We start from the raw sequence: 19,732 nt of genomic DNA, 5'->3' as shown, positions 1-19,732 counted from the left end.
ACCTCGCCACGTTCTGTACGACGCTGTTCCCCGGCCGCGGCCACCGCGGCCGTGTTCAAGAATGGGGCACCGAAGACCCTACGGGTCATGCTTCGGCAGTTCTCCCTTACGGCCTGGGTCTCATCCCTTCGGGTGCAGCAGTCCGGCCAGTCCGGCGTCTTTTGGCAACCGTTTCGCGTGTCGGAACATACCAAATTTGGTATGTTCGGAACTGGGACTACCAAAAAAGGAACTAACTAGGGTGGCGTGATGGATGCCTTCATCGGGCGGGCACGGGAGATCGCGGCCCTGGACCGCATGGTGCACCGGATGGCGCAAGGGGGGCCGGGCGGGCGACCGGGGAAGGCAGTGCTGATCCGGGGGCGACGCAGGGTGGGGAAGTCGCGGCTGGTCGAGGAGTTCATTGACCGGGCCGGACTGCTGAGTGTCTTCTTCACCGCTTCGGCGCAATCGACGGCTGAAGCGGATCTGCGGTTGTTCATGGAGGCGGTCACAGCCTCGGACGTACCTGAGGCGCAGGCGCTGGACGGCCAGGTGCCGCAGAACTGGGCGGCGGCTTTCCGGCTGCTGGTGTCCGTACTGCCCGGGGACCGTCCGAGCGTCGTTGTCCTGGATGAGATGCCTTATCTGATCAAGAACGATCCAGGTTTCGAGGGCACGCTTCAGGCGGTCTTCGACCGGGAGCTGTCGCGTAAGCCCGTCCTGCTGCTGTGCGTCGGCTCGGACCTGGCCATGATGGAGCGGCTGAACGACTACGACCGGCCGTTTCACCAGCGGGGCACGGAGATGGTGGTACCGCCTCTTACACCCGCCGACGTGGCAGAGGTGCTGGCTCTTGAGCCCGCCGAGGCTTTTGACGCGTATCTGGTCTCCGGCGGGCTCCCCCTGGTACTGGAGGAATGGCCGCGGGGGGCCGGTGCCCTCGACTATCTGGCCGAGGTGGTCGAAGATCCGACCTCTGCCGCGATCGTCAGTGCTGAGCGCTCCCTGGCAGCCGAGTTCCCTGCCGACGCACAGGCCCGACTGGTCCTCGGCGCTATCGGGGCGGGCGAGCGGACCCACACCCTGATCGGCCGGGCGGCCGGCGGTCTGCCCGCCACCTCCCTCAACCGGTCACTCCAACTGCTCGTCGCCAAGCGGGTGGTGGAGGTGGTGGTGCCGCTGTCCACCCGGCCTTCGAAGGAGACCCGTTACTACGTCGCGGATCCCCATCTGCGTTTCTGGCTCGCCTTCCTTGGTCCGCACCTGCCGGAGATCGAGCGTGGCCGCGGTGATCTGACGCTGGCCCGTATCCGGCGGTCCTGGACCTCCTGGCGGGGGCGGGCTGTTGAGCCGGTGGTCAGGGACGCGCTGTTCCGGATGCGGGAGGGCGGGCTGTCCGACGACACGGGGGCGGTCGGTGGGTACTGGACGCGTACGAACGATCCGGAGATTGACATCGTGGGTGCGGACCGCGGACCCGTTGCCAAGAGGATTACCGCGATCGGCTCGGTCAAGTGGCTGGAGAACCGCCCCTTCGACTTCCACGACCTGACGCGGTTGATCGTCCACCGTTCGCAGTTGCCGGGCGCCGACGAGTCCACCCCGTTGGTCGCTGTGGCCCGAAGCGGCAGTACCGTGGCCGGCGTTCGGACCATCGGGCCCGAGGAGCTCATCAGCGCATGGCAATAGCAGGGGCCAGTACGGTCTGTTCCGAAGGGGTGTTCTTCGTGATCCGCTCCCGTGACCGGGGGCGGGAAGACCGTTGCCACGGCTGATCATGGCTCGGAAACGTTGCGCGATGACGGGATCCCTGGACTGAGCCTGTCCGAGGCGAGGCCCTGCGAGCGCTTCGGCATAGTGCACAGGGCGGTACACCGCGTCGTTGCTCAGGCGGAGGGGAACGCCTCCGAGACCAGTGGGCAGTTGGAGGTATTTATGGATCGTTCTTCTGGTCGGATGCGACTCAGCGCCGACACGAAGCCGTAGAGTCTTCGATCTGGACAGTCGGCCCGTGACCTTCAGGGTTTCCGTCATCAGCTCCACGGGCCGTGTCCGCAGGCCCCCACCACCTGGGCGGCGGACCCAAGTCAAGCGACGGCTACGCGGACCCGCCGGGGGTTCCGGCGAGCAGGGCTCGCAGGGGTGCGGTGTCGGGCGCGTCGGCGACAGCCGCGTCGAGGGCGCCGTCCATGCCCTTCTCCCACACCTCGGGCAGCGCCAGACCGGGCTGCCCCGACCACGCGATGTCCAGGGTCGCATGTCCGGTCGCGGCCAGCCGCAGATGGATAATCCCCGCCAGCCCGGCGAAGTAATAGACGATGGGTCGACTTGGAGATGGCATCGTGCACCCCACTCCACGTCGTCCGCGTTCGGGGTCTCATGTAGTCCTGCGCGGCGTAGAGCCTCCTGGACAAGATGGCCCGGCAGCCGGGTGGTCTGACCGCAGATGGGGAGCAGCGACTTGACTTCCGTCATTGCGGATTACTTCCTGTGTGGATGCGTTTCACTGCAGCGGTAGGTCGCGGCTGACCGTCGGGCTGCCGTCTACCGACCAGCAACCCAGCCCGATTCGCACCCGCGCACAAATCACCTTAGGGAAGCGGTTACCAGGAACGTATAAACGGCGAGGGTCAGAAGTGACGCAACGCAGTATCGAAATGTACTAATAGCCGATCTCAGGTGCCGGTGTCTTTCTTGAAGTGCGGGCGGGTCGTAATCCCTATTCTCCTGTCGGGAGTCAAGCGCATCGACGCAGACCTGCTTCCATCTGGTTTAGTCAGCTTAGCCAGGCTCCAATACCTGAGACTCGATTACCGGAATGTTCGAGAGGATGTTTCCTGCATCGCGGAGAGGCTTATCGAGGTTTGCCCAAATCTTCTCGACGTCGAAGAATCCAGATTCTCGACTCGGCGGCAAAGTCTTCAACGTAAGAAGAAATTTTCCGGCGGCAAGTAATTCGGCTCGGAGTGTCTGGACATGTTCGGATCGAGCCCGACAGCCCAGGTGCAGTCAACTCATCTGCCACACCCCGGCCAATGTGTCGGGGTGTCTATGGTTCAGTACGAGCAGATCATTACGGAGTTTCCCGTTTGGTCCATCGAGGACTGCCTCGGTGAGGATGACACCACCGGCTGGCAGCAGCTCACCACAGCCCTGGGGACACGGACCCAGTTCGTCGGTGACGACAACTTCGTCACCAATCCGGCGATCATCACCCAGGCCATCGCCGACCACATCGCCAACGCCGCTCTGATCAAGGTCAACCAGATCGGCACCGTCACCGAAACCCTCCAGGCCATGGCCATCTGCCGTGACGCCGGCTACACGACCATGATCTCCCACCGCTCGGGGGAAACCCCCGACACTTTCATCGCCGACCTGGCCGTCGCCACCGGCTGCGGGCAGATCAAGTCCGGAGCTCCTGCCCGCGGCGAACGCGTCGCAAAGTACAACCGGCTCCTCGCCATCGCCGCCGCTTGCCCCCAACTGCCCTACGGCCTCACGGACAAGCACGCATGAACGCGACCCTGATCCTGCTGCGCCACGGCGAGAGCACGGCCAATGCCGATGGGACCTTCACAGGCTGGACCGATGTCCCGCTCACCCCACGCGGACGCGAACAGGCGCGTACCGCCGGACACCTCATGTACAAAGCGGGCCTGCTGCCGGACGTCGTGCACACATCCGTGCTGGCCCGCACCATCACCACCGCCGACATCGTCCACCTGGACAAACTCGACCCACCCGACGTGGAAAACCTCAACATTCCCACCGACCAGCCCCTGCGCTACGACCTCGACCACAACTTCAGCCCACGAAAACCCGGCGGCACCTACCTCGACCCCGACACCGCGGCCGCCGAAGCAGCAGCCGTTCGCAGCCAATAGCTAATGGCCAATGGCCAATAGCCAATGGAAAACTCAGACCACGCACGGAACGCCCACTTCGCGGACCGCCCGACCGCGCGGCCTCCGGAACCCGGTAGCGCAGTCACCGGTGAGGCTGATCTTGAACGACAAGGCGAACAGCGCACGGTTGCAAAACTTCGTCCCCACCGGTACGAGTGCGAGTGATGCCGGCACAGCGGTCCCGAACCCCATGTTGATCACCCCCGCCGGGCAGCCTTCTTCTGTCGGGACGTCAAGTCACAGGTCGCCGCCGAATACATGAGGCCGGTGCCCCACTGCACTCGGGTTGTCGTTCGTCCGGCGAGGTCGAACCATCCTGGAACTGGATCGCTCGCCCGGGCAGTCGCCAGACGCGCGGGTGGCCGCCCGGTCCTGGCGGTCGACATCTCGCCGTGGCTGCGGCCGGACGCCGCGACCTGCCCGTACCGCTCCTTCGGTCACACCTACGGCCGGGGCGGGGCCGAGCACCGGACGTTCCTGGGCCGACTTGCCCGGTCGTGGTGGAGCTGGTGGGGCGGTGCCGGGCGGTCCCGTACGGGACCGCCCGGCGGACTACGGGCATGATGCGGTGTCAGGCCCCCAGTCCGACAGAGCGGTTCACCCGATCGCAACCCACCGGCCGTCGCGGAGGACGCAGGGGCGGCCGTTGATCATGTGCACGGCCTCCGAACGCGGCGGGGGCGGGGCTCCATACGAGCTCTGCCGGTACGGCATGGGCGCCGGGGGGCCTTGCCGGTACGGCATGGGCGCCGGCGGGTACGGGTTCTGCTGATACGGCGCGGGCGCCGGCGGGTACGGGTTCTGCCGGTACGGCATGGGTGCCGGAGGGGCTTGCCGGTACGGCATGGGCGCCGGCGGGTACGGATTCTGCTGATACGGCGCGGGCGCCGGACGCAGCGGAAGTGCGTTCTGCGGCTGGCGTGACGACGAGTGGCCCGGCCGGGACAACGAGCGGCGCCGCTCACGCGGCGGCTCGGCGGTCATGATGATCGGCTGCTGCGACGACCCGCCCGGAATCTGCCCCACGCGCGAGGACGACGGCGGGTAGTGCCGTGAACTGGGGCCCGCCGGTTCCGGACGACCCGAGTACGAGCTGGGCCCGGCCGACATCGAGCGGTGCCGTGGTCTGGGGGCCTCCACGATTTCGGGCTCGCGCGAGGGCCTCCGTCCCCGGCCGTCGTCGGAGGAATCCGACATGTCCAGCAGGGTTTCCTGTGCCCCCCTGGAGAGCCTCGTCTTGCCGGACTGTGCCTTGGAGAACGCCTGCGCGCCGTAGGCGGGCCCGTCGTATTTCGAGGATCCGGCCATGGGGAAGTCGTCCTTGAAATCCTTACGGAGAGTCTTGCCGCTCTTCTGACGCCTCAGCGCGGAACGCATCGCCTTGCTCGCACCCGGATGGCGCTGTTCCTCCGAAGACGCGGCGCCGTAGAGTGTGGAGCTGGCACGGCGCCGAGTGGCATCCATTCTGTCGATCGCGTCCTGGTCCGGCGGGATGTTCCCCAGGACGTCCAGGCTGACCCCGATATCGTCGTCCGTCAGATGGGACATGAAGCCCGAGGGCTTGCCAGGGCGATCTTCGTAGTACCTTTCGCTGAATTTACTGCTGCCGGGGTGCCGGACTTTGTTCGTCACGGCGAGCGGACCTCTGTCGCCCTTGTAGCCTTTTTTGTTGGTGTGCCCACCGAACGGATCGTCCATCGAGCCCATGGGCAGGTCGTCCTCCGCGGCGCGTGCCCGAGCTCGCTCGTGCGCCCTGGCTTGCCTTGCGAGCGCCCTCTGGTACTCCTCCTCCCGCCGCAGCTCCTCCTCCGTCAGCGGTGACCGCTCCCGCCTCTTGCCCTTCCCGTCGACGCGCTGCACGGTAAGGGGCGCGCGCTGTACGGGCGCGGCACCGGACAGGAATGCCGCCGTCGCGGCGTTGCCCGCCTGGGTCTGCATTGCCGAGAGGGAGAGGAGCGGGCTGGCAGCGTCCGCGGCCGCTGCCGTGGTCCGGGGCGGACGTGGCAACGGCGCCCGGGCACCGTTGGCGTCGCGATCTCTGGGTGCGTACAAGGGGTCGGCTCCTCGGGTCTGTGGACGGTTTCCCCCCACCTTCCAAGGTGTAGCGGGGCGAAGCTTGGGACGCTACGAACGCGAGGGCACTGAGCGACGACCCAACGGGCAGCATTGCCAGTCCTCTTGAGGCAGCGTCGCGTCTCCGGCTCCGGCCACGAAAGCGGCATCGTACCGTGGCGCCGCGCCGGCAGCACCGACGCCGGCCCCGGCTCTACGGACCGTGAGACCGCTCCCGGACCGGCTTGACCTCGCTGAACACGGCGACATCGCAGCGCAATCCACCGGCCCGCGATGCCTCGCCGGGGGTCCTCGGTCCGGCTGTTGTCGTGCCGCCGGAAGACGAAGTCCGAGTCGTCGGCAGCCTGATGTCGACGCAGAGCACCGTACCCAGTCCAGGGACGCGCCGTCGAGAGCAGCACCCTGGTCTTCCCGGTCCCGGTCCGAGCGCTGGACTCGGCCGCGCAAGAAAGCGGCCACCTCTTCTTGGGCAGCCGGCAAGGGCGGGGGTCGGGGGTGAAGGCAGCCAAGATCGCCGTGCGGCGCAAGGCCGACGGGCCTGCCTCGCAGGCCGAGGTCGCTCGGCCCGTCTCGTCCGTCGTGGCGGGGGACGCGCTTTCTTGATTACGTCTGTACGTACACGGTGACTCCCGGGTCGGGCCCTCGACTGCTGGGTCGGACGCTCCGGGTCGTACGCTCCAGGCCGGACGCTCCGGGTCGTACGACGATGCCGGTACGAATCGTCTGGTCAACTCGGAGTCGCCCTGTCTGCTCCAGCACGCGGAGAACCCGGTGGACCGGTGTCCGTGGTCTCCCGAGGTGTTCGAGGAGGGGACCGGCGCAGAGTCGTACCGGTGCTGCTCAGTGTCGGAGGGCCTACCGCTCTCGTCCGTCACGACGGCGTGTGACGCAGGTCGGACCTCGACGCGAAGCATGGGCCAGGGCGTGCCCATCTGACCAGGGCCATCGATCAGGAGCATGTGGCGTACGTAGGCCCCTACGAGAGGCCCGTGCTCGGCGAGTTGGGCAATGTGGGTCTGCAACCCCTTCTCGGCATCGCGACTCTCACGCACACTGTGCGGCGCAGACGCGACGTCGCAGTAGTCCTGGCCCAGCCCCAGGAACTCCAGGAGAAGGTCTTCGTCCTCTTCGAGGAGGCCGTCCGGCGGCACGTATTCGAAGGTCACACTGGGCTTGATCATGTTCCACAATCGGCGCGCCGCCACCCCTTGATCATCCCCGCTGCGGCTATGTGTGCCCCCGAGTAGGCGCTACCAGGACCGATCGGCAGTTGCCGCTGGCTGCTGGGTTACCCATCCTGGAGACGGATCGCCATCACGGTTCCATCGGCGCGGATGGACACCGCGTTCCACTGCTCTGATGTGCTGCGGTCGGGCCACTGCCCTCGTAGGGCGTGAACCTCGCTTCGGTATTCGTTGACGCGCCCGTAGTGGAGGTGCGTGTGGAGGCTCCTCTTGAGCCCGGAGAAGCCTCTATGCGGGTGCCATTGAGGCGGTAGATGTGGTCGGTACCGACGAAGTCGAAGTCGATGTCCTGGATGCGGTGCCCCGCATCTCAAGCAGGGCGCACCCGTAACCGTCAACGCCTCCGACCACACCGGGCACCACTCCCTGTGCGTCTGGCCCGTAGCCCTCCGACGACCGAGGCAGGCGGCACCCCACGGTGGTGGCGGCCAAGTCCCCTCTCCGGTAGTCGCGGGCCCCCGCGCCGGAAGCTTCACCGCAATGGTCTGACGTGCGTCCAGCGTCAGACCGGGCGCCACGCACGGCCGCCGTGACCGGAGCGCGGCAGCGGTGAAGATGGAACACTGCCGTGATGGACGGTGATGGGCCGCGGCTGAGTGGCGTCGCGCAAGCCGAGGCCCGAATGGAAAGCGCCGACGGCTTTCTGGAGATGCTTGAGCGCAGCGGCCTGCCGCCGCTGCGCGGCGACCGGCACACGGGCGAGGACTTCCGCGCCGACGTGGTGAGCCGCGACCTGGGCCCCTTGCGCCTGACCGAGCTGGTGACCCCGGAGGGCGAGTGCTTCCGCGATGCCCGCTCCGCACGTGCCCGCGACAGCGAGCTGTGGCAGGTCGAGGTGGTGACACGGGGACAGGTACGCGTCGAGCAGGGCGGCAGTACTGCCGTGCTGGGACCCATGGACCTGGTCCTCATCGACCCGGTACGGCCGGTGCGGTTCGCCAGTTCCGCGACCACCCATGTGACCATGCTGATGCCGCGACACCTGCTGCGGCTCGGCGCGGACGACGCGGCGCGGCTGGTCGGCGTAGGGATTCGTGGTGACCGGGGCCCCGGAGCTCTGGTGTCCTCGCTCGTACGGGACATGACGCGGACCCTGGACGGGTTCCGCGCCCACGAAGCGGACCGGTCGGCGGCTGCGGTGATCGAACTGATCGCGGTGACGCTGGCGTCTCGCCTGGGTGACGCCCGCCCGGTCGACGACGACGTACTCCGCACGCGAGTCATCGGCTTCATCGAGGCGAGACTGTCCGACCGGGATCTCACCCCGGCCAAGGTGGCCGCGGCACACCATGTGTCGGTGCGCCGGCTGCACAAGCTCTTCCAGGACCAGCCCCTGACCGTGGCCGCCCTGATCCGCCGACGGCGCCTGGAGCGGTGCTACGCGGATCTGACCCGGAGGAACACCACGGTCGTCGCGGTGGCCGCTTCGTGGGGTTTCGCTGACCCGGCGCACTTCAGCCGGCTGTTCAAGGCCACCTACGGACACAGCCCGGGGGCACGGGTGTCCAACGACGGTGCACTGATCGTCAATGACCATCTCGTCGGACCCGGCAAGGATGGTGGTTGAAAAGACGAAAAGCGGAAAGGGCCCTGAAAATGAATCCGTCGCTCGGCACTCTGCGTGCTGTCCCTGCTCGAATGATCGAGGGGTGGAACCGTGGTGACGCGGCCGCGTTCGCCGCGGACTTCGCGCAGGACGCCGAACTCATTGATTTCGACGGCACTGTCCACAAGGGACGTGACACGGTGATCGCATTTCAGCAGCCGGTCTTCGACACGGTACTGAAGGGCTCCCGGCTCGTGCGGAGCGAGGTGGAGTTCACCCGGCTCGTCGCGCCGGGCTGCGCCGTCGTACACCACCGCTTCGGCATGATCATGGCCGGCGAAGAGGAACCCCCGCCGACCCGTTACTTCCTGCAGCTGTTCGCGATGGTCTGGCAGAACGACCGCTGGGAGATCGCGACGCTGCAGAACACACGCCTGGTCTCGCTGGAGTCCGCCATGGCCCTGGACGCACAGGCGACCACGTAACGGAGACCGGTGTCCGCCCCGCTACCCGGGTACCCCGCCCTGCCTGTCCGTGCGGCTTCCAAGGGTTGATTGAGCGGCTGGGGTGCCCGTGGGGAGGAGTCCCCACGGACTCGCGGCGGCCCTCGTCATCGACCAGCCGGTGCAGGACCCGCACGGTGACGGAGAGCTCCTCCAGCTCTCCGCGTACCACTTGGATTTGCTGGCTCAACTTCTCTTTTTCTACTTCGAGTTCGGCCCTGCGGGCCGCGATCGGCTTACGAAAGTCGGGTTCCGCATCCTGCGTCACCTGACGCGGTCCGCCCAAATCGTACGGACGGGCGCCTCCCGCACGCGGGCGATCCCCGATGATTGACGACCGAAACGGCAGACGATCTTGTGCCCCGACGGCCCGCCCGCGACCAGCACGAGAACACGATCACCAACTCACACCAGCCCCGTGACAAGCGACTTCAAGATTGTGGATCTTCAATGATCCTCCCGCCGCACCTCCTTGCTCCTCCGGACGATCTCGACCAGCGTCGAGCAATATGCCGATCTTGGATCAGTCAGTATCTGTAGCGGCCAGCGCAGCGAGCCGCTTGCCGCCCGGGCCACCGTGACCAACCCGATGTCCCAGGCCACTTGCCAGGACCATTTCGTGGCCGCTCTGAAGCCGTACCGGGCGGATTCCCGGGCCTGCCGCTCAACCTCGTCAGGCAATGAGCCATCGGCGGTGCCCGACAGTGCGGCGACGGAACGCCACGCGTTCAAGCGACCGTGGGCGCCGTAACAACCTCTGTTGTATGCCCCGCCCGTCGATGCTGCCGCCAAGAGCCTCTGCCATCCCAAGTCCCCCTGCCGGGCCCGCTGGTTGCCATGCTTCGCTCGCATGCCGAGGCGCAGGCGCGCGAGCGCGAGACCGCCGGCAACCTGTGGGCAGAGTCGGACTACGTGTTCACCAAGTTGCTGGGCGGTCCCCTGAGCCCGAACACGGACTACCACGACTGGAAACGGCTGTTGGCTGACGCGCACGTCCGGGACGGTCGGCTGCACGACGCCCGGCACACGGCAGGGACCGTGCTCATGCTGCTGGGAGTCCCCGACCGGGTCATCGATCAGATCATGGGCTGGGAGCCGGTCGGCGCGGTGCGGATGCGAGCGCGCTACCTCCACGTGCCTGACCATCTGCTCAAAGAGGTAGCCCGGAAGATCGGAACGGCGATCTGGGGCGCCCCTGGAGCTCCCCCTGTGGACAAAGACTCAGGACAACGATGCCTGAGAAAACGTCGAAGGGCCCCACCACGACCGGTGGGGCCCTTCGACGTATTGCCCGGTGAGAGGAATGGCGGACGATACGAGATTCGAACTCGTGAGGGGTTGCCCCCAACACGCTTTTCAAGGCTTCGTCCGGCAGTTCAGGGTCGTCCGTCAGCGTCCCTACCTGCGCGGATCGCTTCGATTGCCGTGGATCGGATGGTGCTGAACGGCGGTGAACGCAACCCGAACTGCAACCCCCTGGTGATCCCCTCCCCGATCGCGGTCTTGTCCGGGAGAGCGACCATTCGGTGGGGCGGCGGGGTGGGAGAGTCGCCAGCCGCTTGTAGACGCTTGCCGCCTGGAAGGCGCGGTCCGGGCATCGGCTCGCGATGGGTTGCCGATGCGGCAGCAGATGTACATCTGTTACATTTATGACATGAGCGAACCAGTGGTTGAATCCATGGCTGAGGTCCGCAGTCACCTCGCTGACGTCATCGATCGCGCTCGGCGCGACGAAACACCGACGATCATCACTCGCCGCGGCAAGCGGGAAGCCGTCGTGATCGACATCCACGAGTACCAGCGCCTGCGTCGGATTGCCGAGGACGCCGAGGATGCGTGGCTCAACAAACTGGCCGACGAAGCCGAGTCCGAAGGCACCGAGGGGTCGGTCTCCCTCGAAGAGCTGGCTGCCGCGCTCCGTGCTGAGCAGGAGTGATCGGCCATGGGCTACGTCACACGCTTCACACCGCATGCTCAGCGGGACATGCTCAAGATTTCACGCCCGGACGCCCTGCGGATCTTGTACCGCCTCGCCGAACTCCAGAAGGCGATGGACGCAGGGGATGTCGCGGCGTTCGACATCAAGGCCCTCCAAGGGCACAACGCCCGTTGGCGGCTGAGGGTCGGCGACTATCGCGTCGTCTACACCGTTGAGGACGGACATCTGATCGTCTGGGTCCTGGCTGTTGGCAATCGTCGCGACGTCTATCGCAACGTCCAGTAGTGCTTTCCGTCAGCCATGTGCCGGGGATGGTCGGGACACCGCAAGATCACGCTGAACACAGCCGAACCACCGGATGCCGTCGTGGATTCGACCACGGGGCGTAGGCGCGGAGGCGAGGTCCGGTGTACGCGGTACGCGCACGTCAGCACGCCGATGCTGCAGAAGGTCGCTCAGCAAGTCGGAGACGTGCTCTGGGAGTCGCGCCGAGCTGACGGAAAGTCCGACTGAGACGGTAGCTGAGACGGACAACGTCGAAGGGCCCCACCGCGACCGGTGGGGCCCTTCGACGTATTGCCCGGTGAGAGCAATGGCGGAGAATACGAGATTCGAACTCGTGAGGGGTTGCCCCCAACGCGCTTTCCAACTGTTCGCTTGGGGGTACGTAGCGAGTCGTCGGCGTCCTGACCTGCGCCGGAATGAGAGGTGGGGCGCCCGGTGGACGGTGCTGGACGAGGGTGAACGAGACCAGAACTGAGACCAGCGCCTCCTCATGCAGCGTGTCCAGGATTCGGGGAGGCTCCGGGTCAGGACCCATCCGACTTCTTCAGGGGGGCGCCCCGCCGCCACACCTCGGCTATGTCTTTCGTAGCCGTGATGTCCGAGGTCGGGTCGCCGGTGACCAGAAGCAGGTCGGCCTGGAAGCCGGACTTCACGCGACCGCGGTCGGCGAGCCGGAACAACGAGGCGTTGAGCGCTGTGGCCGCCCGCAGCGCCTGGACCGGGCTGAGCCCGGCGTCGACCAGGAGGGCCAGTTCGGTATGCATGGAGCTACCGAACGGGACTGAGGCTGGGCCGGAAATTCCGGCGCCCGGGGCGTGCGAGTCGGTGCCGACCAGGATCGGCAGCCCGACGGCATGCAACGCGGCCACACTGTCGCGAGCATTGTCATAGCTGAGGCCGGGGACAGCTTTCATGCCGCCGGAGCCGGTCGTGGCAGAGGGGGAGACGCAGCAGGGCGAGGCGGAGGAGCCCTGGCTCTCGACCTGCGCCTTGCTCATGACCAGGGTGGGCACGAAGATCTGCTTTCGTGCGGCCGCACGAAGGGCCCACTGGCGATCGATCGTATCGTCGAGGGGGACATGGGTGATGATGGACACGTTGGCGTTGTGCGCCGTGTCAAAAGCCCACCGGTACGGTGCGTGGGCGATGGAGTGCAGGTTGCGGCGACGCGCTGCGGTGGCCACGGCGGCGATCGTCGCCTCGGACATCTCCGGCAGCCCACTGGTCGAGGGGTCCTGCACGAAGAGCTTGATGTACTCGGAGCCCTCTGCGACGCGGGCCGCGACGAACGCCTCGGCATCCTGCGGGCCGCCGACCGTCGGCACATCAGGGGTCCGCGAGCTGAGAAAACCGCCGGTGCCACTGGCGCCCCATCCGGACGAGTGGAAGTCGGCCACATCGTTCCGGCTCGCTGCCGCGGAGCGGTTGGCGGTCGCCGCCTGCGGCGCGCCGAACATCTCCAGAACCGTTGTGACCCCGTGCTGCGCCATCGTGGCCATGTCGTCGACCGACGAGATGTGGACGTGTGCGTCGATGAGGCCGGGAAGCAGTGTGCGCCCGCGGCCGGATACCACCTTCCAGTCACGATCCGGGGTGATTCGAGACGCGACCTGGGCGATCTTGGCCCCGGAAATGAGTACGTCGCCCGCTCGGATGACGCGCACACCGTCGAAGATGCGGACCTGCTGGATCAGGGTTGGGGCGCTGGGAGCCGTGGTGCTGTCCGCAGAGGCAGCAGCAGAAGCGGTCCTTGACGAAGCAGTGGCGTCCGCGCTTCGCGCGCAGGCGCCCAGCAGGACGGTGGCACCGGCACCTGCGGCGGCGCCAAGGAATCCACGTCGTTTCATGAAAGCCTCCTAATTGGTTAGATGTCCTGATGAAATGATTCATAGGTGGTTGGATCACTCCGGACTGATGATCCGGAGGGTGCGGGGCAAGTGCGGCCGACCTCGGTGCTGCGCGGAAGGGTGCTGCGCGGAAGCGGTGCTGGACGACTGCGGCTACGACCATGACAAGTACTGCCGTCAGCGCCGGGACAGCGACGCGGCCCTCCTGGGGATGCGTTCGGCGAGTGGTCCGTCCATGGCCCTGTCCAACGGCATGCAGCAGCGGCCTGTCCGGACAGCGATCCGGTGCACGCAGGTGAGTTGTGCGCGCCGAGCGCGTGCAGCGGCACGGTTTGAAGCGGAGGGGAGCCACCGACCGGCGAACCCTCCGAAAGACCTTCAAATCACTCTGAGTCAAGCTAAGGGCAGTGGCCCTCGGGCAGACCCGGTCTCAGCGGTGCTGGGCGTCGCGGAACTCCGGGAGCCAGATGGGATTCTCGCCCGGCAGGCCGCCCTTGCCGTTCTGCACCGTGAGCGGGCAGAACAGGCTGTTGAGTACCCAAGGCGTCTTGTGCGGGTTGAAGTCCGACGCGCCGCCCTTGTCCTGAGTGATTCCGTAGCCGGCCACGGCCAGCCGCCCCGTCGCGCGGAATGCCGCGATCTGCTGGGTCAGGAAGTCGCGGCCGGCTTGCAGCCAGGACGCGGTGGCCAGAAAGTCGTTCCACTCGTCCTGGCTGAATCGCTGCTGGGTGGCGTCTTTGAGGACCTGCCAGACAGGGGTGCCGCGCGGGATGCGGTGGCGGGAGGCGAACCCGGGATCGATCGGGTCCGTCAGGTGCTGCTTGAACAGCTTCACCAGCGAGAACTCGGTGGCCAGGAAGTGCTGGTCGGGTCGCAACCGGGCCAGGGTGTAGTCGACGTACTTCTTCGCGTTCGCCATCGATGTCACATGCGGGTGGATGTCCACGCCGGCCAACTGCGGTGTCTGGGCGGCGAATCTCACCCAGCGATCTGTCTGCGGAGTCTGGTTGCCGGCATCGTCGATGGCGGTGAGTGCGCCCATGTAGAGCTGGGTGCGGCTGCTTGCGCGCTGTGCGATCGCGTGCTGTGCCAGCGCCTCGTAGAAGGTGTTGATCCGCGAGCTCTGGCGGTCGGCCTCCGTCGTCTCGTAGAAGGGCTCGTTGCCGATGACGATGATGTCGACCTTGCCCAGGGCCACTTCCAGCACCTTCTGCAGCTCGGTGAGCGCCGTGCGCATCGCCGCGCTGCCGGGCGCGGGCAGTGGTTGGTTGAGGGTGGTGGAGTTTTTGTGGTAGAGGAATTTCAGCGTCAGCACCGTGCCGTAACCGCGGTCTGCGGCGGCCAGCAGTTTCTTGATGCCCGGCTGGTCCGCGACGCCGCCCTTGTCGGCGTCGGCCATGACGTAGAAGCCGCGCAGCCAGCTGGCCGAGGCGGCCTGCAGTTGGCTGAAGTCGATGAGGTCGAAGTCCTTGTTGTAGTTGGCGGCCAGAATGTCCTGTGCCGGCGGGGCGGTGACGCGGCCGGCGCTCCGGCTGGAGCCTGGGCTGGGAGCGGTGCTGGGAGCGGTGCTGGGAGCGGCCGTGGAATCGCAACCGGCCGCGCCCACGGCGGTCAGGCCGAGGGCACCGGCCGCGCCCAGAACCTGTCGGCGCGAGAACTGCCGGGCTACGCCGGCTGCCGCGGGTGCTGACGTGGCGTCGTCGTTCATAACTCCCTCTCGATGTAGCTGCAATGGGTGGTCGGCTGCGCGGCGTGCGCCCCCGAGCGATCGCTGCCGCGGAAGGTCTGCCTCTGCCGGCTCTCCACCGGCTCAGCCCGCTCGGCCACCGCCCGGATCTGCGGCGGAGGGGCAGGACCGATCGCGAGTTCGCGCCCCGCGACGGCCGCCTTCTTCCAGGCTCCTCGTGTCGTCCGTTACTCGTTTCGGGGCTTTGCCGGCCAAGGCCCCCACTTCCACGAGGCGGCGCTGTACGAGGCGGATCGCGATCACGATGCCGGCGAGCGTGATCGTCGCGAGGGCGTTCACCAGGAGGGTGCCTCCGAGCACAGATGTCGGAGCCGTCCAGAGCCGGCGTTCGAAGTCGTTGGCGGCTACGGGTGCTGGTGCTGTCAACTCGCCGTTGCGGCGCCTGCGAATCCCACCATGGTCATCAGTAGGGGCCGTTTGACGATCGCCGATGTCAGCAGCACGGTGCCGGCGGGCCCGACGAGCACGGCTTCCTGGATCTCAGGACGAACGGATTCTCACCGCTCGCGACGAAGACGAGCAGACCGATGCCGTAAGCGATTGCGGCAATGGCCCCGATCGGGTCGAGCTTCTTGTGGATCGCCAACTGGATCAGGACGAACAGCGTCGGGATCGCGGTTCCGATGACGAGAGCTGGTAGGACGCCGCCGACCCACGGCGGGAGCAGGATGAACGCGAGGGTCGGCAGACCTACGTTCACCAGCGCGAGGACGGAGATCCGGAGGACGACTGCTCGCATCGATGGCTTGGGCATAAGGGCAACCTTTCCAATACCTTCCACGAAAGCTTCCTGAAAGCTACACCACAAGCTTCTGGGGAAGCAAACGTGGTAGGGCTGGGCCCATGAAGGTCGACAAGAAGCCCGCGAGCGTCGAGGACTCGGCCCTGCGCTCGGCCGTACCCGAGGACCAACTCATGTCGGGTTCCGTGGAGTTCATGCGGCGAGTCATGCGCCTTGCCGGGATGCTCAATGGGGTCCTCGAACCCGAGTTCGCCGCCGCGGGCCTGGCTCGGGCCGAGTACGACATCCTGACGACTCTGCTGTCGGCTCCTTCCGACGCCCGGATGCGCCCCACCGATCTCGCCCGACGCTCCATCTTGACCTCGGGAGGGACGAGCAACGCGCTGCGCCGGCTGGAAAAGCAGGGTCTGGTGGTTCGTGAGAAGAACGATTCCGACGCCTGCGGAACATGGGTGGCACTGACTGAGGAGGGGCGCAAGGCCGTCAAGGCGACGGCGCCACGGGTCACACGTAAGACATCAGACCTGCTCCGTCCCGTGGAGCAGCACCTGGTCGAAGCGAACGAGATCCTTCGGACCCTGGCGGCGGCCATCGACAGTCGCTGACGATCCGAGTGCAGCACCGTTCTCTGGACGAGGGAAACAGCAGCTCGCCGCCCTCCACGCCGAGTCGTGGTCACGGACAGGCGATAGCCGATCCCCGTGTGCGTCATGCTGACGCTGACTGGCCTCGCGCTTGCGCTTGCATGAAGCGGGCTGCCCGACGGGGGTGTGTCTTCAAGGGCTCTGTCTCACATCCGGTGGTGACGGATAGTCGTGAGCGTCGTTGACCTTCGCGTGAAGGATGTCAACGGGCTTGTGTGGACGGTGTTTTCGGGGTTTCCCCCCGCTGGTCATTGAGGATGTGGCCGACGAGGGTGAGCGGATCGTGGTGCGGGCACGGACTCCGCATGAGGCAGCGACCTGTCCGGTGTGTGGGGGCGTCGGCTGGGCGGGTGCACGGCTACCACTGGCGACGTTCGGTCGATGACCGTCGGGTGGTGGTCCGTGTGCAAGTGCGACGTCTTGTGTGTCCCACACGCGGCTGCCGGCGGACCTTCCGCGAGCGGATACCCGGAGTGCTGGAGCGGTACCAGCGCCGCACGGCCCGTCTGGCCAGGCACGTCAAGGCCGTGGTCAAAGAGTTGGCGGGCCGGGCAGGATCGCGTCTGTTGGCGATACTCGCAGTGAGCCTGTCCGCCACAGGGCCCTGCGCACCCTGCTACGCATCCCGTTGACCACCGGTCGGACGCCCCGCGTGATCGGCGTCGACGACTTCGCCCTGTGCCGGCGGCACCGCTACGCCACCGTATTGATCGACGCCGAGACCCATGAACGGATCGACGTACTGCCCGACCGAACCGCCGACACCCTGGGAACGTGGCTGCGTGCGGCGCGGACACGTTCCGACCAATCCGGCCGGGATCGCCAAGGCTCCGCGCCTGGAAGAAGAGGAGATCGAGCCGTACGCGATCGAGGAGGTGCAGAGTCTGCTGGTCGAGGGGGCCAAGCTTCGCAACAGTGCGCGCTGGGTGGTGGCCCTGGCGCTCGGGCTTCGGCAAGGTGAGGCGCTGGGGCTCCACTGGGAGGACGTCGACCTCGACGCGGGATGCGTCCGTATCCGCAAGAACCGGCTGCGTCCCAAGTACGCGCACGGCTGTGGCAGCAACCCGTGCGGCCGGAAGGGGGGTTACTGCCCCCAGCGGGCGCAGGCCCGTCGCGAGCACAAGTCCACCAAGTCCCGCGCGGGGCGCCGCATGATCGGCCTGCCCGATCCGCTCATCAAGATTCTCCGCAGGCACCAAGAGGCGCAGAAGAGGGAACAGATCGCGGCCGGTGCCGACTGGGAGGGCAAGGGGTACGTCTTCGCCTCTCCGACCGGCGGGCCGCTGAGCCCGAACACCGATTTCCATGTCTGGAAGCGGCTGCTCCGGGATGCGGGAGTCCGGGACGGGCGGCTTCATGACGCACGTCACACGGCGGCAACGTCCTGCTGCTCCTTGGGATTTCGGACGTCGTCGTGGACTCGATCATGGGGTGGGAACCCGGGGGGAGCGGCCCGAATGAGGGCTCGGTACATGCACATCACCGGTCCGATGCTGCGGAAGGTCGCGCAGCAAGTCGGAGACGCGCTCTGGGAGCCACCGGAATCCGACTGAGACGGAAACTGAGACGGACAACGTCGAAGGGCCCCACCGCGAGCGGTGGGGCCCTTCGACGTATTGCCCGGTGAGAGCAATGGCGGAGGATACGAGATTCGAACTCGTGAGGGGTTGCCCCCAACACGCTTTCCAAGCGTGCGCCCTAGGCCACTAGGCGAATCCTCCGCGACGAACCATACAAGACGTTGAGCCGTGCTCGCGAACTCGTTCCGGGCCGCTGGGATCGGGTACTGTGTGCGGAGCCCCTCACGTGGCGCTATCTGACTGAACTCCCCCAGGGCCGGAAGGCAGCAAGGGTAGGTTGGCTCTGGCGGGTGCGTGGGGGGCGTTGTCGTAGGGGGCCGATATCGTCGTAGGTGTGTCGTCCCTTGCGCTGTATCGCCGTTATCGTCCCGAGTCGTTCGCCGAGGTCATCGGGCAGGAGCACGTTACCGACCCGCTCCAGCAGGCCCTGCGGAACAACCGGGTCAATCACGCGTACCTGTTCAGCGGGCCGCGTGGCTGTGGGAAGACGACCAGTGCGCGGATCCTGGCGCGCTGTCTCAACTGTGAGCAGGGGCCGACGCCGACTCCGTGCGGGGTCTGTCAGTCGTGTCAGGACCTGGCCAGGAACGGGCCGGGGTCGATCGATGTCATCGAGATCGACGCCGCGTCGCACGGTGGTGTGGACGACGCCCGTGACCTGCGTGAGAAGGCGTTCTTCGGGCCGGCCGGCAGTCGGTACAAGATCTACATCATCGACGAGGCGCACATGGTCACCTCGGCGGGCTTCAACGCCCTGCTGAAGGTGGTCGAGGAGCCGCCGGAGCATCTCAAGTTCATCTTCGCGACCACCGAGCCCGAGAAGGTCATCGGGACGATCCGGTCGCGTACGCACCACTATCCGTTCCGGCTCGTGCCGCCCGGGACGCTGCGGGACTATCTCGGGCAGGTGTGCGCGCAGGAGGGGATCCCCGTCGCTGACGGGGTGCTGCCGCTGGTCGTACGGGCCGGGGCCGGGTCCGTACGTGACTCGATGTCCGTCATGGACCAGCTCCTCGCCGGCGCGGCCGAGGACGGTGTCACGTACGCCATGGCCACCGGGCTGCTCGGGTACACGGACGGGTCGCTGCTCGACGCCGTCGTGGATGCCTTCGCCTCCGGTGACGGCGCTGCCGCCTTCGAGGTGGTCGAGCAGGTCATCGAGGGCGGTAATGATCCGCGCCGGTTCGTCGCCGACCTGCTGGAGCGGCTGCGGGATCTGGTGATCCTGGCCGCCGTGCCGGACGCCGGTGAGAAGGGGCTCATCGACGCGCCCGCCGATGTCGTCGAGCGGATGCAGGCCCAGGCCGAGGTGCTGGGGGCCGCCGAGCTGAGCCGGGCCGCCGACCTGGTCAACACCGGGCTTACGGAGATGCGCGGCGCGACCTCGCCCCGGCTGCAGTTGGAGCTGATCTGCGCGCGGGTGCTGCTGCCGGCCGCCTTCGACGACGAGCGTTCGGTACAGGCGCGGCTCGACCGGCTGGAGCGCGGGGTGGCGAACGCCGCGTTCTCGACCGGGGGGCCGGGGCCCGCTGTGGGGTACGTGGCCGGGCCCGAGGCTCATCCTGCTCCTGCTCCTGCTCCTGCTCCTGCTCCTACGCCGCCGCCGGTGGCTCAGCCGCCGGTCGCGCCGCCGCCCGTTGCCGCGCGGCCGCAGGCTCCGGTTCAGCAGCCGTCGGCCGAACATGCGGCGCC

Annotated in this window: 14 protein-coding genes, 2 tRNA genes, 1 other RNA gene and 5 pseudogenes; 14 read left to right on the top strand and 8 right to left on the bottom strand. The window is 67.0% G+C overall.

What is annotated here, in order from left to right; genetic code table 11:
* Positions 1-249 precede the first annotated feature (249 nt).
* Entirely contained in the window at positions 250-1,671 is a 1,422-nt protein-coding gene (locus QR77_RS18425; protein WP_078876853.1) for a DUF234 domain-containing protein, read from the top strand.
* 409 nt (positions 1,672-2,080) lie between these two features.
* Here the strand turns inward: QR77_RS18425 and QR77_RS18420 are convergent, their stop codons facing one another.
* A complete protein-coding gene (locus QR77_RS18420; RefSeq protein WP_150130408.1) occupies positions 2,081-2,323 on the bottom strand; it encodes a hypothetical protein in 243 nt (80 codons plus the stop codon).
* Between the two features lie 716 nt (positions 2,324-3,039).
* Here QR77_RS18420 and QR77_RS18415 point away from each other — a divergent pair.
* Together QR77_RS18415 and QR77_RS18410 are read left to right on the top strand one after the other, a co-directional pair.
* Positions 3,040-3,501: pseudogene (locus QR77_RS18415) on the top strand (phosphopyruvate hydratase); the annotation flags it as partial.
* On the top strand, positions 3,498-3,869 hold the full coding sequence (locus QR77_RS18410; protein ID WP_040022990.1) for a histidine phosphatase family protein: 372 nt from the start codon (positions 3,498-3,500) through the stop codon (positions 3,867-3,869). The pseudogene QR77_RS18415 and the gene QR77_RS18410, both read left to right, overlap by 4 nt.
* Positions 3,870-4,487: 618 nt before the next feature.
* On the opposite strand, the gene QR77_RS18405 is transcribed toward QR77_RS18410, so the two are convergent.
* A complete protein-coding gene (locus QR77_RS18405) occupies positions 4,488-5,828 on the bottom strand; it encodes a hypothetical protein (RefSeq protein WP_040022989.1) in 1,341 nt (446 codons plus the stop codon).
* Positions 5,829-6,686: 858 nt separating this feature from the next.
* Here QR77_RS18405 and QR77_RS45165 point away from each other — a divergent pair.
* The 3 genes and pseudogenes from QR77_RS45165 to QR77_RS18390 all read left to right on the top strand — a co-directional run.
* Positions 6,687-6,814, top strand: a pseudogene (locus tag QR77_RS45165) (DUF255 domain-containing protein); the annotation flags it as partial.
* Between the two features lie 1,015 nt (positions 6,815-7,829).
* A complete protein-coding gene (locus QR77_RS18395; protein WP_236710727.1) occupies positions 7,830-8,774 on the top strand; it encodes a helix-turn-helix domain-containing protein in 945 nt (314 codons plus the stop codon).
* Between the two features lie 29 nt (positions 8,775-8,803).
* Positions 8,804-9,238, top strand: coding sequence for an SgcJ/EcaC family oxidoreductase (locus QR77_RS18390; RefSeq protein ID WP_040022986.1), 435 nt, complete (start codon positions 8,804-8,806; stop codon positions 9,236-9,238).
* A gap of 465 nt (positions 9,239-9,703) precedes the next feature.
* Here the strand turns inward: QR77_RS18390 and QR77_RS48775 are convergent, their stop codons facing one another.
* Positions 9,704-10,108 carry a DUF6183 family protein gene (locus QR77_RS48775; protein WP_236711123.1) on the bottom strand — a complete coding sequence of 135 codons (405 nt, stop codon included), beginning with the start codon at positions 10,106-10,108 and terminating at the stop codon, positions 9,704-9,706.
* Between QR77_RS48775 and QR77_RS43730 the strand changes: the two are divergent.
* Positions 10,067-10,477 (top strand): annotated as a pseudogene (locus tag QR77_RS43730) (tyrosine-type recombinase/integrase); the annotation flags it as partial. The gene QR77_RS48775 and the pseudogene QR77_RS43730 sit on opposite strands and share 42 nt — an antisense overlap.
* An 83-nt stretch (positions 10,478-10,560) precedes the next feature.
* On the opposite strand, the gene QR77_RS45985 reads toward QR77_RS43730, so the two are convergent.
* A tRNA-OTHER gene (locus QR77_RS45985) sits at positions 10,561-10,644 on the bottom strand.
* Between the two features lie 266 nt (positions 10,645-10,910).
* Between QR77_RS45985 and QR77_RS18380 the strand changes: the two genes are divergently transcribed.
* Positions 10,911-11,192 carry a type II toxin-antitoxin system Phd/YefM family antitoxin gene (locus QR77_RS18380; RefSeq protein WP_236710724.1) on the top strand — a complete coding sequence of 94 codons (282 nt, stop codon included), beginning with the start codon at positions 10,911-10,913 and terminating at the stop codon, positions 11,190-11,192.
* Between the two features lie 6 nt (positions 11,193-11,198).
* Positions 11,199-11,480, top strand: a complete 282-nt coding sequence (locus QR77_RS18375) for a type II toxin-antitoxin system RelE/ParE family toxin (RefSeq protein ID WP_040022984.1) — start codon at positions 11,199-11,201, stop codon at positions 11,478-11,480.
* Positions 11,481-12,004: 524 nt separating this feature from the next.
* Here the strand turns inward: QR77_RS18375 and QR77_RS18370 are convergent.
* The 3 genes from QR77_RS18370 to QR77_RS18360 all read right to left on the bottom strand — a co-directional run bounded on the left by QR77_RS18370 (position 12,005) and on the right by QR77_RS18360 (position 15,828).
* Complete coding sequence (locus QR77_RS18370) at positions 12,005-13,144, bottom strand: amidohydrolase family protein (protein ID WP_052488876.1); 1,140 nt, start codon at positions 13,142-13,144, stop codon at positions 12,005-12,007.
* A gap of 613 nt (positions 13,145-13,757) precedes the next feature.
* On the bottom strand, positions 13,758-15,035 hold the full coding sequence (locus QR77_RS18365; protein ID WP_078876846.1) for a hypothetical protein: 1,278 nt from the start codon (positions 15,033-15,035) through the stop codon (positions 13,758-13,760).
* Positions 15,036-15,507: 472 nt separating this feature from the next.
* The gene (locus tag QR77_RS18360) at positions 15,508-15,828 is read right to left on the bottom strand and encodes a hypothetical protein (RefSeq protein ID WP_040022983.1); all 321 of its coding nucleotides are present in this window, start codon (positions 15,826-15,828) and stop codon (positions 15,508-15,510) included.
* An 89-nt stretch (positions 15,829-15,917) separates the two neighbouring features.
* Here QR77_RS18360 and QR77_RS42275 point away from each other — a divergent pair, with 89 nt between their 5' ends.
* The 3 genes and pseudogenes from QR77_RS42275 to QR77_RS18350 form a co-directional block, all read left to right on the top strand.
* Complete coding sequence (locus QR77_RS42275) at positions 15,918-16,421, top strand: MarR family transcriptional regulator (protein WP_052488875.1); 504 nt, start codon at positions 15,918-15,920, stop codon at positions 16,419-16,421.
* Between the two features lie 231 nt (positions 16,422-16,652).
* A pseudogene (locus QR77_RS43725) lies at positions 16,653-17,244 on the top strand (ISL3 family transposase); the annotation flags it as partial.
* Positions 17,243-18,013, top strand: a pseudogene (locus QR77_RS18350) (site-specific integrase); the annotation flags it as partial. The pseudogenes QR77_RS43725 and QR77_RS18350, both read left to right, overlap by 2 nt.
* A gap of 80 nt (positions 18,014-18,093) precedes the next feature.
* On the opposite strand, the gene QR77_RS18345 reads toward QR77_RS18350, so the two are convergent.
* Positions 18,094-18,181 (bottom strand) — tRNA-Ser (locus QR77_RS18345).
* 73 nt (positions 18,182-18,254) lie between these two features.
* On the opposite strand from QR77_RS18345, the gene ffs reads away from it, so the two are divergent.
* An RNA gene (ffs, locus tag QR77_RS42860) (signal recognition particle sRNA small type) lies at positions 18,255-18,349 on the top strand.
* 25 nt (positions 18,350-18,374) lie between these two features.
* Positions 18,375-19,732: DNA polymerase III subunit gamma and tau (locus QR77_RS18340; RefSeq protein WP_150130570.1), on the top strand; the 1,358-nt coding region annotated here is incomplete at its 3' end.

It is taken from the genome of Streptomyces sp. 150FB, assembly GCF_000818195.1.
Taxonomy (GTDB): Bacteria; Actinomycetota; Actinomycetes; order Streptomycetales; family Streptomycetaceae; genus Streptomyces.
This window is presented reverse-complemented; position numbering and strand designations above follow the sequence as displayed.

Coding starts and splice junctions, on each gene's coding strand:
- QR77_RS18425 (WP_078876853.1), top strand. CDS start 250: ATGGATGCCTTCATCGGGCGGGCACGGGAGATCGCGGCCCTGGACCGC.
- QR77_RS48775 (WP_236711123.1), bottom strand. CDS start 10,108: ATGCGAGCGAAGCATGGCAACCAGCGGGCCCGGCAGGGGGACTTGGGA.
- QR77_RS42275 (WP_052488875.1), top strand. CDS start 15,918: ATGAAGGTCGACAAGAAGCCCGCGAGCGTCGAGGACTCGGCCCTGCGC.
- QR77_RS18390 (WP_040022986.1), top strand. CDS start 8,804: ATGAATCCGTCGCTCGGCACTCTGCGTGCTGTCCCTGCTCGAATGATC.
- QR77_RS18395 (WP_236710727.1), top strand. CDS start 7,830: ATGGAAAGCGCCGACGGCTTTCTGGAGATGCTTGAGCGCAGCGGCCTG.
- QR77_RS18360 (WP_040022983.1), bottom strand. CDS start 15,828: ATGCCCAAGCCATCGATGCGAGCAGTCGTCCTCCGGATCTCCGTCCTC.
- QR77_RS18375 (WP_040022984.1), top strand. CDS start 11,199: ATGGGCTACGTCACACGCTTCACACCGCATGCTCAGCGGGACATGCTC.
- QR77_RS18405 (WP_040022989.1), bottom strand. CDS start 5,828: ATGCAGACCCAGGCGGGCAACGCCGCGACGGCGGCATTCCTGTCCGGT.
- QR77_RS18410 (WP_040022990.1), top strand. CDS start 3,498: ATGAACGCGACCCTGATCCTGCTGCGCCACGGCGAGAGCACGGCCAAT.
- QR77_RS18420 (WP_150130408.1), bottom strand. CDS start 2,323: ATGCCATCTCCAAGTCGACCCATCGTCTATTACTTCGCCGGGCTGGCG.
- QR77_RS18365 (WP_078876846.1), bottom strand. CDS start 15,035: ATGAACGACGACGCCACGTCAGCACCCGCGGCAGCCGGCGTAGCCCGG.
- QR77_RS18380 (WP_236710724.1), top strand. CDS start 10,911: ATGAGCGAACCAGTGGTTGAATCCATGGCTGAGGTCCGCAGTCACCTC.